Origin of the sequence: Stenotrophomonas indicatrix, assembly GCA_041545745.1 — a bacterium.
GTDB lineage: Bacteria > Pseudomonadota > Gammaproteobacteria > Xanthomonadales > Xanthomonadaceae > Stenotrophomonas > Stenotrophomonas indicatrix_A.
Genome location: CP168152.1, coordinates 2645881 through 2663402 on the forward strand (window position 1 = coordinate 2645881; position 17522 = coordinate 2663402).

A 17522-nucleotide genomic window follows, 5' to 3' on the forward strand; every position below is an offset into this window, starting at 1 on the left:
TTTTATTGTTGAGCGCCGAGCGATGTCCCGATATTTCACGTTTGCCGATTACCGCCGTTTTGGCCAGCGCCATGGCTATGACTACCGCGCCGATCCCCGCCACGTGCGCGAAGAACAGTGGGCCGGCCACGGCGACCTGCACGAACAGACACTGCGCGGGGGAATGAGCCTGATCGCGTCGGATGTACACAACCGGATCGCTTACACCGCCACCGCCCACGAACGCCCCGGCCTGGCGATCCGCCTGATGCTGCAGGGCCAGGTCGACGTGCAGGTTCCGCAGCGCAGCGACTTCAGCCTGCGCGCCGGCGCCGCGGTGACCACCAGCCACCGCGATCACGTTGCGATGGTGGGTGTGCATCCAGGCAATACGCGCTTGCGCGGCGTCAGCCTGATGGTCCCGGCCGAGCTGGACCCGGACATGCTGCGGCAACCCAAGCTGCAGCAGGCGCTCGATTCACACCTGGAATGCAGGCACTGGGCCATCCCGCACGCGATGCTGCCGACCCTCGCGCAGTTGTTCGAAAGCCCTTGGCAGGACGATCTGGATGCACTCTGGCGCGAAGGCGTGGCGCTGCAGCTGCTGACGGTGGGCCTGCAGGCCGATGACCTGCACGTCGAAGGCGCACGCACGCTGCGCAGCGGCCAGCGCAGCCGGCTCGAGCGCGTGCGGGCCTTCCTGCACGACGATCCCGCCCATGCGCACAGCCTGGTCGAGCTGGCCCAGCTGGCCTGCATGAGCCCCAGCGCGCTGCGCCGGCACTTCGTCCAGGAGTATGGCTGCTCGGTATTCGACTACCTGCACGAACAGCGCATGCGCCATGCCGAGCAAGGCCTTCGTGAATCCGGCTGGAGCGTGGAGCGCGCGGCTGCGGAAACCGGCTATCGGCATCCCAGCAACTTCGCTGCCGCATTCCGCAAGCGCTTCGGGCTGGTGCCCAGCCGCTGGCGCACCGGGCCGTCGAAGGTCGGCTGACGCCCATCCGCTCTGGTAGGTGTCGACCTTGGTCGACACGCTTTCGCACCACCACGTTGCCGGCCAGCGGCCGCACTACCACGCCGGTCCTGCAGGTGATCCGTTCCGGTAGGTGTCGACCTTGGTCGACACGCTTTCGCACCGCCACGTTGCCGGCCAGCGGCCGGCACTACCACGCCGGTCCTGCAGGCGATCCGTTCCGGTAGGTGTCGACCTTGGTCGACACGCTTTCGCACCACCACGTTGCCGGCCAGCGGCCGGCACTACCATGCCGGTCCTGCAGGTGATCCGTTCCGGTAGGTGTCGACCTTGGTCGACACGCTTTCGCACCGCCACGTTGCCGGCCAGCGGCCGGCACTACCATGCCGGTCCTGCAGGCGATCCGTTCCGGTAGGTGTCGACCTTGGTCGACACGCTTTCGCACCACCGCGTTGCCGGCCAGCGGCCGCACTACCACGCCGGTCCTGCAGGCGATCCGTTCCGGTAGGTGTCGACCTTGGTCGACACGCTTTCGCACCACCACGTTGCCGGCCAGCGGCCGGCACTACCACATCCGCCTCAATACACCGGCAGTTCGATGTAGCTGGCCTGCGCGGCGCTGTGCCACACCCGCTGCGTGGCCTTCTGGTAGTCACCCGGCTTGGCCAGGTAGATGTTGGGCACGTAGGTCTGCGGGTTGCGGTCGTACAGCGGGAACAGGCTGGACTGCACCTGCACCATCACCCGGTGGCCCTTCTGGAAGGTGTGGTTGGCATTGGGCAGATCGAAGCGGTACGGCAGCACCTGGTTGGCCGCCAGCGCCTTGGGATCGCTGAAGCTCTCGCGGTAACGGCCACGGAAGATCGCCAGTGACACCGGCAGCTCATAGCCGCCCATCTCCGGCGTCGATGCCTCCTGGTCCGGATACACGTCGATCAGCTTCACCACCCAGTCGCTGTCGGTGCCGCTGGTGGACGCCTGCAGGTTCACCACCGGCGTCCCTCCGATGCGCAGCGGTGCGGTCAACGGCTCGGTGATGAAGGTCAGTACGTCGGGCCGGCCATCGACGAAGCGCTGGTCCTTGACCAGCCAGGTGGTCCACATGTCGCGGTCGCCAAAACGCACCGGGCGCGGTACGAACGGCACCGGCTTGGCCGGATCGGACACGTATTCTTCGAAGTCGCCCTCGCCCGCCGCCGGCGCCTGGAATGCCAGCTTGCCGCCGGCACGCAGGTACAGCGGCTTGCTGTGTGCCGCGCACGCCTTCTCGCAGCTGCGCGGCCAGCCCTGCAGGCGGTCCCAGTGGTTTTCACCGGTGTTGTAGACCAGCACCGGTGGCGTATCGGCCGTCGGCGCGCTGTCTACCAGGTACTGGTCGAAGAACGGCTTGAGCACGTCGCGGCGGAACTGCAGCGCGGTATCACCTTCGAATTTCAGCACCCCAAGCTGGCTGCCGTCATAGTTCACCTGGCTGTGCCGCCACGGGCCCATCACCAGGTAGTTGTGGGTATTGCCGGTATCGCGCCCTTCCATCGCCTGGTAGGCATGGTTGGCACCCCACATGTCTTCCTGGTCCCACAGGCCCTGCAGCCACATGGTCGGCACCTTCAGCGGCGTCTTCGCCATCACCGCATCCAGCGCCTGGCCCTGCCAGAACGCATCGTATGCAGGGTGCTGCACCAGCTTCTTCCACCAGGTCAGCTGGTCCACGCCGGTGAAGCGCGCGTAGTCGCCGGCCGAGCCGATGCGCAGGAAAGTGCTGTAATCGTCATAACCCAGCGACGGCAGTGGCGTCCCCTTGCCACGCTTCTCGGTCTGCATGGCGAAGTAGTTGAAATTGACCTGGCGGAAGGCGCCGTAGTTGAGCCAGTCGTCGCCCATCCAGCCGTCGACCATCGGGCTCTGCGGCGCTGCCACCTTCAGTGCCGGGTGTGGATCGGTCAGCGCCATCACCACGGTGAAGCCTTCATACGAGGATCCGAGCATGCCGACCTTGCCGTTGGTCTCCGGCACATGCTTGACCAGCCAATCGATGGTGTCCCAGGCATCGGTGGAATGATCGACCTTGGTACCGTTCAGCGGCCCGCGCAGCGGCCGGGTCATCACGTAATCGCCCTCGGAACCGAACTTGCCACGGATGTCCTGGAACACGCGGATGTAGCCGCCATCGACGAACACTTCATCGCCCTGCGGCAGCAGATCGCGCATGCGCGGAGAATCACTGCGGCTGGCGCGGCCGGCGGCGTCGTACGGTGTGCGGGTCAGTAGGATCGGTGCGTTGCGGGCGCCCTTGGGTACCACGATCACCGTATACAACTTGGTGCCATCGCGCATCGGCACCATCACCACGCGCTTGTCGTAGTCGCGGCCCACATCGGGGGCGACGAAAGGTTTTCCGCTGATGTCCGGGGTCATCGGCGGCGTGTCGGCGGCCAGCACGGCGCTGGACAGGCTCAAGGCTACGGCAACAGCAACGGCACGCACACGCATGGACATTACCTCCCGGCAGGAAAGGCCCCAGCCTACTCCCGTAGCCCCTGGCAAAGCGTGTGCCTGCTTTGCATTCTGCGGCGTTTACAGGCAGGACTGATGGCACATGCGCCACGCACCCGGTAGTGCCGGCCGCTGGCCGGCAACCGCACCGCCAAAGGTTGATGGAGTTGCCGGCCAGCGGCCGGCACTACCCGAACATCAGCTCACCGGCACTTCGTGGAGCACCAGCCAACGCCAGCGTCCATCTTCATGGCGCAGCACCGCCAGCGATTCCCGCCATGCGGTTTCTCCTTCGCCAACGGCATGCCCCTCGCGGTAGCGCAGCACCGCCAGCGGCGACGGGGCGTCCACCGCCTGCACAGCCTCGATGGCGATCCGCAGTCCTGGCCGGGCGCCGTATCCGCCCACGAACAGCGCCTGCACGGCGGCGCGGTCCAGCCTGCGACCGGAGATGCCGACCATGCTGAAGTCCGCGCAGAAATGTTCCATCAGATCAGCCAGTGCATCGGCCGCGACCTCTGCGCGGAACCAGGCCTGCAGCTTGTCGTGCAGCAGGTGGATTTCGTGTTCGGCGGTCATGTCCATCAAGCAGTCTCCGGAGTGGAAAGGGAATGCAGCTGCGACCGGCGCAGCAGCGCCAATGGCAACAGGGTGAGTACGGCCGCCAAGCCCAGCACCACGCCGGTGGCATGCGCCGGCCACCACTGCATGGCCAAGGCCAGCAGCAGAGCGATGGCGGCGGTACCCAGGCAGAAGCTGAGCTGGCGGTTGAGGTTCCACAGCGCGCTGGCATCGCCCAGCGCCTCGGCGTCCACACCATGGAACGCCAGCGTCTGCGCGGTGCTGCTGCACAGGCTGCCGCCCGCACCCATCAGGGCGAACAGCATGGCGGCCAGCACAAACGACGGCTGTGATTGCAGCGCCATCAACAGCAGACCGCTGGCCTGCAGGACCATGCCCAGCCGCAGCACCGAGCCCGGCCCGAAGCGCGCCAGCAATCGCCGGCTGCCGGTGATTGCCAGTGCCGAGGCCAGCGCCCACGGCAACATCAAGGCGCCGATCTGCGCGGCGCTGTAACCGGCGTGGTTCAACTGCAAGGTACTGGCCAGCTGGCTGCCGATGAACACACCCGGCACCGCCAGATAGACCAGCATCGCCATGCGCAGGCCTCGATGGGACAGCAGCGACCAGCGCAGCAGCGGCTGCGGCTGCCGGCGTGCATTACGCAGGTGGGCGATGGCCAGCACTGCTGCCAGCAGCAGCAACCCTGCGCCGACGAAGCGATGGCCGGGCTCACCCAGCCAGGTCAGCGCCAGCAGCAACGCGCCCAGCGCAGACATCGCGGTGGTCAACGCATAGCCCTGCAGGCGCGGCGCACTGCGCCGGCCATCAGCCGGCATCCATGCCAGTACCAGGGCGATCGCCAGCACCGCCAGCGGCAGGCTGGCCCACAGCACGCCGCGCCAGGACAGCCACTGCACCAGCAGGCCGCCAAGAGCCGGCGCCAGTGCCGGCACCAGCAATGCCACCAGCAGGATGCGCCGGGTCAGCGCACCGCGTTGTTCAGGCGTGCACTGCCGGTACGCCGCCGCCTGCGCCACCGGAATCAGCAGGCCACCGGCCAGCCCCTGCAGCAACCGCCAGCCCAGCAGCCAACCAATGGACGGTGCGGCGCCGGCCAGGCCCGCGGCCGCCGCGAACAACAACAAGGCAACCAGCAACAGGCGACGCTCACCGCAGCGCGCGGCCAACCAGGGTGCCAGCGGAATCACCACGCTCAGACCCAGCATGTAGGCGGTGCCCACCCAGGCCAGGGTGCCGATGTCCACATGCAGCTCGGCCGCCAGGGCCGGGTAGGCCACCGTGGCGATGAACATGTTGACCAGGTCCAGGGCGAACACCAGCAGGAAGATCGCCTCATGGCGCAGGCGGGGGGAAGGCATCAGCAGGCTCCAGCAGCGAAGGCGACAGCATCGCGGACCGGCGTTGTTGGAAAAACTCGACGACAACTGCAACACTGTCAAACCTGTTTTGACAATCAACCACCATGGTCAGCCTCGATCGCTTCGATATCTTCCGCGCCGTGGTCGAGGCCGGCAGCCTGACCGCTGCCGCTGATCGCCTCGGCCTGAGTCGCGCGGTGGTCAGCTTCAACCTGAAGCGGCTGGAGCAGGAGCTGGGCGTGACCCTGCTGCTGCGCAGTACCCGCCACCTCGCGCTGACCGAGGCCGGCGAACAGTTCCTGCAGCACTGCGTGCAGGCACTGGATGCCGCGCAGGCCGCGATCGATGCCGCACGCCGCGACCAGCATCAGCTGCAGGGCGTACTGCGCCTGACCACCACCCCGGAGTACGCGCAGCTGCGGCTGATTCCGGCACTGGAAGCCTTCCGCGCGCAGCATCCAGCCCTGCTGCTGCATCTATCGACCTCGCCGGCACCGGCCGACCTGATTCCCGAACGCTTCGATCTGGCGATCCGCCTTGGCCGCCTGCCGGACTCGGGACTGCATGCCAGCGAGCTGGAGCGGCATCCGTTGTGTGCAGTCGCCGCGCCCGCTTTGCTGGCTCGCCTGCCATCCGCCGATGCTGTCGATGACCCCGTACAGCTGGGCACCCTGCCCCGCCTTGGCTATCCCCGCCTGGCCGATGTGCCGGTGGTAGCACCAGATGGCAGCGATGCGCTGTTCGCCACCAACCCGGGCAACGCAGTGATACGCGTGGATGGGGCCAGCAGCCTGCGCGCGTTTGCCGTGGCCGGTGCAGGAGTGACCGTGCTGCCACGCTGGCTGATCGAGGACGATCTCGCCCACGACCGCCTGCGGCCCGTGCTGCGCCAGCACCGCTTTCCTCAGCAGAGCGTGTACGCGGTGTACCCGCACAGCAGCCAACCCTCGCCGAAGGTGCGGCAGCTGATCGATTTCCTGCGCGTGTGGTTTGGAACATGAAAAGGGGACGGAGGGGATTAAGTCGTTTGTGGCATAAACGACTTAATCCCCTCCGTCCCCTTTTTTCACGGCCCCTTGCGGGGCCGTGCTTTCAAGCATAAGAACCGCGCCGGATCAGCGCAGCACCTGCTCCACCAACTGCACGTCCACCGTCTGCAACGGCTCGGCAGCATTGCGCGACAGCTGCACCTGGTAGGTGCCGCCGGCGATCTTCCACTGGCGCGCCTGTGCATCGTAATGGGCCAGGGTCTTCGGCTCGGCTTCGATGCGGATGCGGCGCTGTTCGCCCGGCTGCAGGTTCACCTTGTCGTAGCCGATCAGGCGGATCGGCGTGGTGCTGCCAGCCGGCAGCTTCAGGTACAGCTGGGCGACGTCGGCACCGGCGCGCTTGCCGGTGTTGCGGATGTCGACGCTGGCGACCAGGCGCGAGCCTTCCACGCTCACCTTCAGGTTTTCATAGGCGAACGAGGTGTAGGACAGGCCATGGCCGAAGGCGAAGGTCGGGGTCAGGCCCTTGGCTGCCATCCACTTGTAGCCGACGTTGGCACCTTCGATATCGAAATCGAACACATCGCCGAACGGCTTGGCCGGCTTGAAGCCGAGGCCATCGATGTGCGGACGCGGCAGCTGCGATTCGTCCACCACCCAGGTCACCGGCAGGCGGCCGGACGGATTGGCCTGCCCGGTCAGCAGCGCGGCAATGCCTTCACCGCCGCGGATGCCCGGGTACCAGGCCTGCAGCACCGCCGGTACCCGCGCCAGCCACGGCGTGCGCACCGGGCCATTGGTCTCCAGCACCAGCACGGTCTTCGGGTTGGCCTTGGCCACCGCTGAAATCAGGGCGTCCTGGTTGTCCGGCAGCTGCATGTCCGGCAGGTCCACCGATTCAGCTGCCCACTGGGTAGCAAACACGATGGCCACATCCGCCTGCGCGGCAGCCTTGGCCGCAGCGGCAGCATTGGTGCCGTCCACATAGGTGATGGTGGCATCCGGACGTGCGGCACGCAGCGATTCCAGCGGCGAGGACGGATGGAAGATCACCGGGCCCGGCCAGGTGGTCGGCAGCACGCCCGGCACCGCATTGGTGCCCTTGGCGGTCACACCCACCATCGACGAACCACCGCCACCGATCACGCCCTTGTCGGCATGGCCACCGATGATGACGATGCGCTTGGCGCTGTCGGCCAGCGGCAGCAGGCTGCCTTCATTGCGCAGCAGCACGCTGCCTTCTTCCACCGTGCGCTGGGCCACGGCGAAACCGGCCTCGGCGTCGACCTTCTGGTGCTGCGGCGGGTTGTCGAAGTTGCCGTGCAGGAACATCGTGCGCAGGATGCGCGCGACCATGTCGTTCAGGCGCGCCTGCGGCACCACGCCGCCGTGCACCGCCAAGCGCAACGGCTCATCGAAGAACACCGCCGCATCGAACACTTCACCGGCCGACTGCTGGTCCAGGCCGGCCAGCGCCGCCTTCGAACCACTGTGCACGCCGCCCCAGTCGGACATCACGAAACCAGGGAATTTCCACTCCTGCTTCAGCACCTGATTCATCAGGTAGCCGTTCTCGCAGCCGTAGGTGCCATTGATCTTGTTGTAGGAGCACATCGCCACACCCGGACGACCGGCTTCCAACGCGATCTCGAACGCCAGCAGATCCGACTCGTGCATGGCCTGTTCGCCGATGCGCACGTCGTGGAAATTGCGGCGGGTCTCCATGTCGTTCAGCGCGAAGTGCTTCATCGAGGAGATCACGTGCTGGCTCTGCACGCCCTGGATCACCGCGCCGACCATCGAACCGGCCAGCAGCGGGTCTTCACCGGCATATTCGAAGTTGCGGCCGTTGCGCGGGTCACGCTGCAGGTTGACGCTGCCGGACAGCAGGATGTTGAAGCGCTGCTGCCAGGCTTCGCGGCCCATCGTTGCACCGCCGGCAAAGGCAACACCACGGTTCCAGGTCGACGCCGTGGACGGGCCCGACGGCATCGCCGTGGCGAAGTCACCCGGGCGGATGCCACCCGGATTGGTCACGCCCACGCCGGCGTCGGCCGACTGCTGCGACGGAATACCCAAGCGCGCCACGCCCGGCACGAAACCGGCCGAACCCACCGCACCTTCCGGCAGCTTGCCGCCATCCTTGCCCAGCCCGAAGTAGCTGTGCAGCATCTGGAACTTCTCGTCCTCGGTCATCGTCTTCAGCAGCAGCGCAGCGCGCGCATCGGCGGTGAGGGTGGTGTCCATCCACGGCTGCTCGCCGCCCTTGTCGGCGGCATAGGCCAGGGTCAGCAGGGTCGCACGCAGCGTGCTGCCTTCCACCTTGAACGGCGCACTGCTGGCGGCCTGGAAACCATCGCTGAAATAGCTGGCATCGGCTTCCAGGGCCACGCGTGCCGGGTCGAAGCCGGCCGCCTTGGCCGATTCACCGGCCACCGCGCCGAGCAGCACCGCCGGTGCGCCCAGTCGCGAACGCGACACCAGTGCCGGCAACTGCGAAGCACCGGCGCCCGCGTCGGTGTAGACCGCCACTGCATGGCGGCCGTCATCCAGGCGCAGGTAGTTCAGGCCCGGCTGGTCCGGGCCGGATTCGGCGGCGATCGGCAGCCGGGTCAACACGGCCTGGCCGTGCTGGGTCTGGCCGTCATCCTTGCCGGCGGCGATGAAGCGGTACTGGTAGCCCAGGCCATCGGCCAGCAGCTGCAGCGGATCGACCTGGCCGATGCCGCGCTGTACTTGGCGAACGCTGACCGCATCCACCTGCAGGGTCTTCAACTGGGCAGCCAGGGCCGGCATCGCGTCCGCGGTCGGCGCCTGTTCCAGCGTCAGCACGGTGAAGGCGGCGGAGTCGGCCCAGGCCGGGGTGGCCAGTGCGGCAGACAGGGCCAGGGACAGGGCGAGCGGCTTTGTAAACGTTTTCATCGGCGGGCGTAATTCCGTTGCCAAGGCAATCGGTCCAGGGAAAGTGCCGCCGAAGGGTGCAGCGTCATGCCGCGCATGCGTTGCCGGGCAACGCCTTGCAGGCCAGAGGACGAGCCGGTCTGCGCGCGGGACCCTCCTCCCGTGCGTGACAACCTGCCTGTCCGGGCCGCGCAGAGCGACCCATCATGTGAAGAGTGTGCGAGGGCGTTCATCGCTGTCAACAGGACCTAAGTCACAGGCGCGATGTGCGGACTGGTTATCAGCCCATCACCGGCGGTCATCAACGGGCTGCACGGCGCTGCCGATAATGGATCTCCCCGGCGACGAATCGAGCCCATGACCGTACATCGCGACTTCGACCATCTCTGGCGCGACCGCTGTGACACCTCCAGCCAGCGCAGCCCGCGCGTGCTGATCCGGGTGTTCGTCGCCCCCGGCGAGCTGGAACGCAGCGTGGCCTTCTACGAGCAACTGCAGGGTGTGGTCGCCGATGCCGGCTTTCCGTTTCCCGATGCGGGCCTGCGGCTGGCGATGGTCGGTGCGTTCCTGCTGATCGAAGGCTGCGACGAGGCGTTAGCGCCCTTCACGTCGACCACGGGCACGTTGCTGGTCGACGACGTTCGGCCGTATCACGAAAAACTGGTGGCCGCTGGCGCCGAGATCATCTTTCCGCTGCAGGTAGTGCCCACCGGTGCGGCGTTCAATGCGGTGCATCCCGACGGCACCGTGGTCGAGTACGTGCACCATCGGCCGGACCCGCAGGGGCGCTGAGGCGGCGCGCCCCACCTCAGTAGATCCACGCCATGCGTGGATGCCTTGCACCCGGAGCCATGCGGCACCATGACCGCTATCCACGCATGGCGTGGATCTACTGCTCTACCTGCGTCATACACGCATGGCGTGGACCTACAATGCGACCATGTCCTCTCCCGCTTTACCCTGGAATGGCACCCTGCTGCTGGATGCACACGTTGCCGTGCTGCAGGGCCACGCCGGTGACAGCGCTGCGCATGCGCATTACGCCCATCAACTGCTGCTGAGCGAAGGCGCGCCCTGGCAGATCGAGATCGATGGCGCGCGGCAGCAAGGCCAGCGCTTATGGCTGCCCTCCTTCCAGCCACACGCGATCCTGTCGGGGCCCGCTGACGGCTGCACGGTGTTCCTCGAACCGGCGCATGCCGACCTCGAACAGATCCAGCAGCATCTGCAGTCATTGCCAGGCAATGCCGCGCAGCTGCACGAGTGGCTGCCGCGACTGAGCCGCCCGCAGCCCCTGGACCGTCGCGTGCAGGCGGCGCTGGCCCGCATCACCCAGCACCTGCCCGGCCCGGTGCCGGCCGCCGATATCGCCGAGGCCGCGCATCTGTCGACCAGCCAGCTGCATCGGCGCTTCCAGTCCGAGCTGGCGGTGACCCTGCGCGGCTGGGTGCTGTGGCAACGGCTGCGCAGCGCGCTGGCGCATCATCTGCACGGACATAGCCTGACCGACAGCGCGCATGCTGCCGGTTTCGCCGACCTTCCCCACCTCTCGCGCAGCCTGCGCCGCATGTTCGGCATCAGCGCCGCACAACTGCAGGGTCTGCAGCTGCACGCGGCCTGACGCCCCGATCAACCGCGCCTGCGCAGCCCCTCCGGCAGCTCCGGCACATCGCCATGCGGCAGCTCGCGGAAGGGCGCCAGCAGTTGTGCGGAATACGCCTGCGGATAGCCCGGCTGGCTGCCAATGCCCAGATCACGCTGCCGCAACCGATAGCACGGCGCATCGAACGCCGTCCCCAGCAGGTGGTCCCACACGGTCAGGAACAAGCCGAAATTGACGTCGCCCGCAGTGCCATAGCGGATGTGGTGGAAGCGATGCAGCGGCGCCCATGCCATCACCCTGCCCAGCACACCCGGGCGCATGTCCACGTTGGAATGCTGCAGCAACAACTGGATCGCAATGGCAAACGCCAGCACTGCGGCCACCGGCATCGGCATGCCCAACAGCAGCAGCGGCAGTACGCCGCCCACCGCTTCGGCGGCCTGGTGCAGTGGGTGTTTCATCAAACCATTGAAGCCATACATGCGGGTCACGCTGTGATGCACCGCATGCAGCCGCCACAACCAGCCGATGCGATGGCTGGCGTAGTGCACCAGGGTGATGCCAAGGTCAGCCGCGATGATCGCCACCAGCACCTGCAGCGCGAATGGCCACTGCATCGGCCAGACGTGCCAGGGCACGATCGCCGCCAGCAGCGGCACCGTGGCGATCGACAGCAGGTTCAGGCTTTCATTGACCAGCGCATGCAGGACGTCGCGCAGGCGGTCACCCTGGTCGTGGTTGAACGCCCGATCGTACGGCCACAGCCGTTCGGCAGCGAACGACACCGCGATGGCGACAGCCAGCAAGGCAAGCAGCCACAACGGGTCACCGTGGGAGTGGCCGACCCAGGCGATGGCAGCGGCAACAAAACCCAGCAGGAACAACGGGGCATACAGGCGGAGCATCCAGTGTTTCATGGGCAACCCGGGAAGTAAGGGCCTGCATGTTGGCGGGGCGTACAGACTGTCGGCTTGAACAAACGGCGCAACCCCTGCGTCCACCCTGGTAGAGGCCCACCTTGGTGGGCACTGTTGGCGGGCACTGCTCGCCCACATCCACGCATGGCCTGGATCTACTGTTCGAAGGCCCGGCAAACCACGGTGGGTGCCAACCTTGGCCGGCACCGCTTTTTCCCATCCACGCACGGTGTGGCTCTACTACGGGAAGGCCGGCTTTTCCGCATCCAGGCCACCCATTCCCCAGTAGATCCACGCCATGCGTGGATGCTTTTGATCTGCTCCTTCAGCAAGCTGAAACCCCACCCTCCGATTTCATTAGTAATATTACTCACAAGGCGAGTAGCATGTCCGGTCTCAGCCCCTGATACCGGCCTGTCGATACTCGCTCCATGCCTGCCGTTTCCGCCCACTTCTGTCGCTTCCCGCCAGCCCGGCACCTCCTTGGGAGGACCGGCTGATGGGCGCCGTCGTCGCCCTCGACCGCCTGCTGGATGGCCGCCAGGTCTGGCGCGGGCCGGCACGCCAGGGGCAGGCCAGCGACCATCTGGCCAGCGGCCACCCGGCGCTGGACGCGCGCCTGCCCGGCGGTGGCTGGCCAGCCAGCGGGCTGTGCGAAGTGCTGCAGGCCGCGCCCGGGGTCGGCGAACTGGCCCTGGTCTGGCCGGCGCTGGCAAAACTGAGCCAGCATGATCGGCCGATCGTGCTGGTCGCCCCGCCCCACCGCCTGCATGCCCCGGCATGGGCCGCCGCCGGGCTCGACCTGGCCCAGCTGCAGATCATCCACGCCGCACCGAAGCAGGCGCTGTGGGCGGCCGAGCAGTGCCTGCGCTCTGCTGCCTGCGCCGCCGTGCTGTGTTGGCCGCAACAGGCCGACGATCGCGCCCTGCGTCGCCTGCAGGTTGCTGCCGACAGCGGCCAGTGCCTGGGTTTCGTGTTCCGCGAGCTCCGCGCCGCCCGCAACCCCTCCCCGGCCAGCCTGCGCCTGCAGCTCGACCACGGCCAGGTGCGGGTGTTGAAGTGCCGCGGCGGGTTGCCACCGGCGCAGCCGTTGCCGCTGGCCATCACCCACTGAGGCCGCGCCATGCACTGGGCCTGCCTGTTGTTGCCGCAGCTGGCGCTGGACAGCATGCTGCGCCTGCAGCCCGATCCGCAGCGGCCGCTGGTGCTGCTGCAGGGGCCGGCGCAGCGTCGTGTGCTGCGTGCGGTCAGCCCGGCCGCGCGGGCAGCGGGATTGCGCCCGGGCATGCTGCTGTCGGCTGCGCAGGTACTGGTGCAGGACCTGCAGCTGCACGACTACGATCCCAGCGTCGAACAGCACACCCGGCAGTTTCTGGCCAGCTGGCTGTATGCCACCAGCTCGCTGGTCAGCCTTGATTTTCCGCATGCGCTGGTGCTGGAGATCGGTGCCAGCCGTGCCCTGTTCGGTGATTGGCTGACGATCGAACAACGCCTGCGCCACGGCCTGCACGAACTGGGCTTCCGCCATCGCCTGGTCGCCGCCCCCAACCCGCATGCCGCGCGCGTGCTGGCCAATGTGCACGATGGTCTCGGCATCGATGCTCAGCAACTGCCCGCCGCACTGGCGCAGCTGCCACTGGCGCGTAGTGGCCTGCCCGTTGATGCGGTGACCGTGCTGGCACGCTCCGGCCTGCGCACGCTGGGCGCGGCCTTCGACCTGCCACGTGAAAGCCTGGCCCGTCGCTTCGCCCCCGGGGTGCTGCAGCAGCTGGATGCCGTGCGCGGCCTGGGCAACGCGCCGTTGCGCTATTACCAGCCGCCGGACCGGTTCGATGCGCGCATCGAATTCGAATACGAGATCGAATCCAGCCAGGCCCTGCTGTTCCCGCTGCGGCGCCTGCTGCTGGACCTGGCCGCGTTCCTGTGTTCGCGCGATGGCGGCGTGCAGCGTTTCGACCTGCATTTCGAGCACGACATGCTTCCGGCCAGCGTGCTGACCATCGGCCTGCTCGCCCCCGAACGCGATGCGGCGCTGCTGTTCGAGATCGCGCGCAACCGCATGGAAGCCTTCGTCCTGCCCGCCGGCAGCCGTGCGCTGCGCCTGCAGGCCGAGCAGCTGCCGCCGTTCGTACCGGCCGCGCGTGATCTGTTCGATACGCGCCCAGCGCAGGCGATGCCATGGACCCAGCTGCGAGAGCGACTGCGTGCCCGCCTTGGCGATGACGCCGTGCAGCCACTGGCCGTGCAGGCCGACCACCGCCCCGAACGTGCCAGCGGCACCCAACCGCCGACCAAGCCACCTGCCTGGTGGCCGCTACGCCCCGGCTGGCTGCTGGATACGCCGCAGCCGCTGCGCGATCCGCGCCTGCGTATCGTCGCCGGGCCGGAGCGGATCGAATCGGGCTGGTGGGACCAGGCCGACGCACGCCGCGACTATTACGTGGTGGAAACCGCGCAGGGCCAACGCGGCTGGGCCTTCCGCACGCGCAATGATCCGCATGCACCGTGGATGCTGCACGGCTGGTTCGGTTGAGCCCCATGCACACCGACCTGCCCGGGTACGCCGAGCTGCATTGCCTGTCGGCCTTCAGTTTCCAGCGTGGCGCCTCCATCGCCGAGGAACTGTTCGCACGCGCCGCCGGCCAAGGCTATCGCGCGTTGGCGATCACCGACGAGTGCTCGTTGGCCGGCATCGTGCGCGCCTGGCAGGCGGCGAAGACACACGGCGTGGCGCTGATCGTCGGCGCCGAATTCCAGGTTGAAGACGGGCCGAAGCTGGCCCTGCTGTGCACCGACCAGACAGCCTATGCGGGGCTGTGCCAACTAATCACGACCTGCCGGCGACGGGCGGCCAAGGGCGAATACCGCTGCCTGCGCGAGGACCTGCATGGACTCCCCGAGGGGCTGCTGTGCCTGTGGCTGGACCGGCAACCGGCGGCCACCGAACTGGAACTGCTGCACCGTTGTTTTCCACAGCGCCTGTGGCTGGCGGTGGAGCTGCACCACGAACATGACGACACGCGCCGGCTGCAACAGTTGCAGGCCTTCGGCGAACGCCACCAGTTGCCACTGGTCGCCAGTGGCGACGTGCACATGCACGTGCGCCGGCGCCGCGCCCTGCAGGACACGCTGACTGCGATCCGCCACCGCTGCAGCGTGGCCGAGGCCGGCTGGCGGCTGTTTGCCAACGGCGAGCGCCATCTACGCCCACGCACCGCACTGGCCCAGCTGTATCCGCCCGAACTGCTGGCTGAAACCCTGCGCATCGCCGAACGCTGCCACTTCACCCTGGACCAGCTGAAATACACCTACCCGCGCGAACTGGTGCCCGAGGGCCACGACCCGGACAGCTGGCTGCGCGCCTTGGTCGAGAAAAATATTCCCTGGCGTTGGCCAAAGGGCATCGAGCCCGCGCAACGTGAGCAGATCGAACACGAGCTGGACCTGATCGCGAAGAAACAGTACGCGTCCTACTTCCTCACCGTGCAGGACATCGTAGGTTTCGCGCGCAGCAAGGACATTCTGTGTCAGGGGCGCGGTTCGGCAGCCAACTCGGCGGTGTGTTTCGTACTGGGCGTGACCGAGATCGACCCGGCGCGCAGCAACCTGCTGTTCGAGCGTTTCATCTCCGCCGAGCGTGATGAACCACCGGACATCGACATCGACTTCGAGCACGAGCGCCGCGAGGAAGTGCTGCAGTACGTGTTCAACCGCTATGGCCGTGAGCGTGCCGCGTTGACTGCGGTGGCGATCAGCTACCGTGGCCGCAGCGCTATCCGCGATGTCGCCCGTGCGCTGGGCCTACCGATGGACCAGGTCAACGAGCTGGGCGCGGCGATGGATCATTGGGGCGGCAACATCCCGCTGCCGGAGACCCTGCGCGAGCGCGGTTTTGATCCGGAAACACCGTTGATGCGACGGCTGCTGGCATTGACCGCCGAGCTGATCGATTTTCCGCGCCACCTGTCGCAGCATCCGGGTGGCTTCGTGATTTCCGAACACCCGCTGTCGACGTTGGTGCCGGTGGAGAACGCGGCGATGGCCGACCGCACCGTCATCCAGTGGGACAAGGACGACCTGGACGCCACCGGCCTGATGAAGGTCGACTGCCTGGCACTGGGCATGCTCACCGCCATCCGCAAATGCCTGGCGATGCTGCAGCAGCATGGCCTGCATGCAGGGCGGATGGATGCCATTCCCTCCAAAGATGCCAGAACCTACGACATGATCTGCGCCGCCGACACCATCGGCGTGTTCCAGATCGAATCGCGCGCGCAGATGGCGATGCTGCCACGCATGCAGCCGCGCAATTTCTATGACCTGGTGATCGAGGTGGCGATCGTGCGCCCCGGCCCGATCCAGGGCGACATGGTCCACCCCTACCTGGAGCGCCGGCGGATCCTGCGCGAACAGGGCCCGGATGCGTTGAACGACCCGGACAACCCGCTGTATCCAGCGCGACTGGAACGCGTGTTCGCGCGCACTCTGGGCGTGCCCTTGTTCCAGGAGCAGGTGATGCAGCTGGCGGTGGATGCAGCTGGCTACACTGCAGGCGAAGCCGATGCCCTGCGCCGCTCGATGGCCGCCTGGAAGCGTCGTGGCGGCCTGGAGCCCCATCGCGAAAAGCTTCTGACCGGCATGCTGAAAAATGGTTTCAGCCTGGAATACGGCGAGCACCTGTTCGAGCAGATCAAGGGTTTCGGCGATTACGGATTTCCCGAAAGCCACGCCGCCAGCTTCGCCCTGCTCACCTATGCCAGTTGCTGGCTGAAGTGCCATCATCCGGCCGCGTTCGCCGCCAGCCTGATCAACAGCCAACCGCTGGGCTTCTACAGCCCCGACCAGCTGCTGCAGGATGCGCGCCGGCATGGCATCACCGTACTGCCGGTGGACGTGCGCCACAGTGATTGGGACTGCACGCTGGACTTCAGCAAAGGCGCGGCGGCAATTCGCCTCGGCCTGCGCCTGGTCGATGGCTGCAGCGAACCGGCCGCGCAGGCCATCATGCGCGAACGCGCGCGGCGTCCGTTCGACGATGTCGGCGACCTCTGCCAACGCGCCGCACTGGATCGCCGCCAGCAGGGCCTGCTCGCCGATGCCGGCGCCCTGCGCGGCCTCAGCGGCCATCGCCACCGTGCACGCTGGGATATTTCCGGCGTGGAGAACCGCCTGCCGTTGTTCGACCAGGCCCGCGCCACCGCCGAAGCACGCGTGGCCCTGCCCCTGCCCAGCGCCTGGGAAGACATGCAGGCCGATTACCGCAGCACCGGCACCACCCTCGGCCGCCATCCGATGTCATTCCTGCGCGCGCAGCTGCGAACCCGCGGTTGCCTGGATGCCGCGCAGCTGGCCAGCCACGGCCATGGCCGGCGCGTACGCATCGCCGGCCTGGTACGCATGCGCCAGCGCCCGCAGACCGCCAGCGGCGTCACCTTCCTTACCCTGGAAGATGAAACCGGCATGGTCAACGCCGTGGTCTGGCGACATCTGGCCGACCGCCAGCACCGCATCCTGGTAGACACGCAGCTGATGCAGATCGATGGCCGACTGGAACGCGTGGATGGCGTGCAGCATGTGATCGTGCAGCGCATGCATTGCCTGGACCAACTGCTGCAGGGACTGCGCAGCCACAGCCGCGACTTCCATTGACGATACACACCGTCACACAACGAACTGGCCACGATCGACCGGATTCCGCTATCGTCGGCCACGTCCAAGGAA

The 17522-nt window shown here is 67.2% G+C and carries 12 protein-coding genes; 7 read left to right on the top strand and 5 right to left on the bottom strand.

Annotation, left to right across the window (positions count from 1 at the left end; genetic code table 11):
* Positions 1–22: 22 nt before the first annotated feature.
* Entirely contained in the window at positions 23–976 is a 954-nt protein-coding gene (locus ACEF39_RS12085; RefSeq protein ID WP_500285220.1) for a helix-turn-helix transcriptional regulator, read from the top strand.
* Positions 977–1534: 558 nt separating this feature from the next.
* On the opposite strand, the gene ACEF39_RS12090 is transcribed toward ACEF39_RS12085, so the two are convergent.
* The 3 genes from ACEF39_RS12090 to ACEF39_RS12100 all read right to left on the bottom strand — a co-directional run bounded on the left by ACEF39_RS12090 (position 1535) and on the right by ACEF39_RS12100 (position 5391).
* The gene (locus tag ACEF39_RS12090; RefSeq protein WP_500285221.1) at positions 1535–3445 is read right to left on the bottom strand and encodes a CocE/NonD family hydrolase; all 1911 of its coding nucleotides are present in this window, start codon (positions 3443–3445) and stop codon (positions 1535–1537) included.
* A 201-nt stretch (positions 3446–3646) separates the two neighbouring features.
* Positions 3647–4033: a DUF4440 domain-containing protein gene (locus ACEF39_RS12095; RefSeq protein WP_500285222.1), complete on the bottom strand. Its 387-nt coding sequence runs from the start codon at positions 4031–4033 to the stop codon at positions 3647–3649.
* Complete coding sequence (locus ACEF39_RS12100) at positions 4033–5391, bottom strand: MFS transporter (RefSeq protein WP_500285223.1); 1359 nt, start codon at positions 5389–5391, stop codon at positions 4033–4035. Before ACEF39_RS12100 ends, ACEF39_RS12095 begins: the two co-directional genes overlap by 1 nt.
* Positions 5392–5495: 104 nt before the next feature.
* Between ACEF39_RS12100 and ACEF39_RS12105 the strand changes: the two genes are divergently transcribed.
* Positions 5496–6392, top strand: coding sequence for a LysR family transcriptional regulator (locus ACEF39_RS12105; RefSeq protein ID WP_500285224.1), 897 nt, complete (start codon positions 5496–5498; stop codon positions 6390–6392).
* 114 nt (positions 6393–6506) lie between these two features.
* Here ACEF39_RS12105 and ACEF39_RS12110 read toward each other — a convergent pair whose 3' ends face one another.
* On the bottom strand, positions 6507–9302 hold the full coding sequence (locus ACEF39_RS12110; RefSeq protein ID WP_500285225.1) for a beta-glucosidase family protein: 2796 nt from the start codon (positions 9300–9302) through the stop codon (positions 6507–6509).
* Positions 9303–9638: 336 nt separating this feature from the next.
* On the opposite strand from ACEF39_RS12110, the gene ACEF39_RS12115 reads away from it, so the two are divergent.
* Both ACEF39_RS12115 and ACEF39_RS12120 read left to right on the top strand, forming a co-directional pair.
* Positions 9639–10073, top strand: coding sequence for a VOC family protein (locus ACEF39_RS12115; protein ID WP_500285226.1), 435 nt, complete (start codon positions 9639–9641; stop codon positions 10071–10073).
* A 124-nt stretch (positions 10074–10197) separates the two neighbouring features.
* Positions 10198–10902: a helix-turn-helix domain-containing protein gene (locus ACEF39_RS12120; protein ID WP_500285227.1), complete on the top strand. Its 705-nt coding sequence runs from the start codon at positions 10198–10200 to the stop codon at positions 10900–10902.
* Positions 10903–10910: 8 nt separating this feature from the next.
* Here the strand turns inward: ACEF39_RS12120 and ACEF39_RS12125 are convergent, their stop codons facing one another.
* A complete protein-coding gene (locus tag ACEF39_RS12125; protein WP_500285228.1) occupies positions 10911–11789 on the bottom strand; it encodes a sterol desaturase family protein in 879 nt (292 codons plus the stop codon).
* Positions 11790–12300: 511 nt separating this feature from the next.
* On the opposite strand from ACEF39_RS12125, the gene imuA reads away from it, so the two are divergent.
* Genes imuA through ACEF39_RS12140 form a run of 3 tightly spaced genes read left to right on the top strand, consistent with a single transcriptional unit; the run spans position 12301 to position 17450 of the window.
* Entirely contained in the window at positions 12301–12915 is a 615-nt protein-coding gene (imuA, locus tag ACEF39_RS12130; protein ID WP_500285229.1) for a translesion DNA synthesis-associated protein ImuA, read from the top strand.
* A 9-nt stretch (positions 12916–12924) separates the two neighbouring features.
* A complete protein-coding gene (locus tag ACEF39_RS12135) occupies positions 12925–14334 on the top strand; it encodes a Y-family DNA polymerase (protein WP_500285230.1) in 1410 nt (469 codons plus the stop codon).
* 5 nt (positions 14335–14339) lie between these two features.
* Positions 14340–17450 (top strand): error-prone DNA polymerase, encoded by a 3111-nt coding sequence (locus ACEF39_RS12140; RefSeq protein ID WP_500285231.1) that lies wholly within the window; start codon positions 14340–14342, stop codon positions 17448–17450.
* Positions 17451–17522 lie beyond the last annotated feature (72 nt).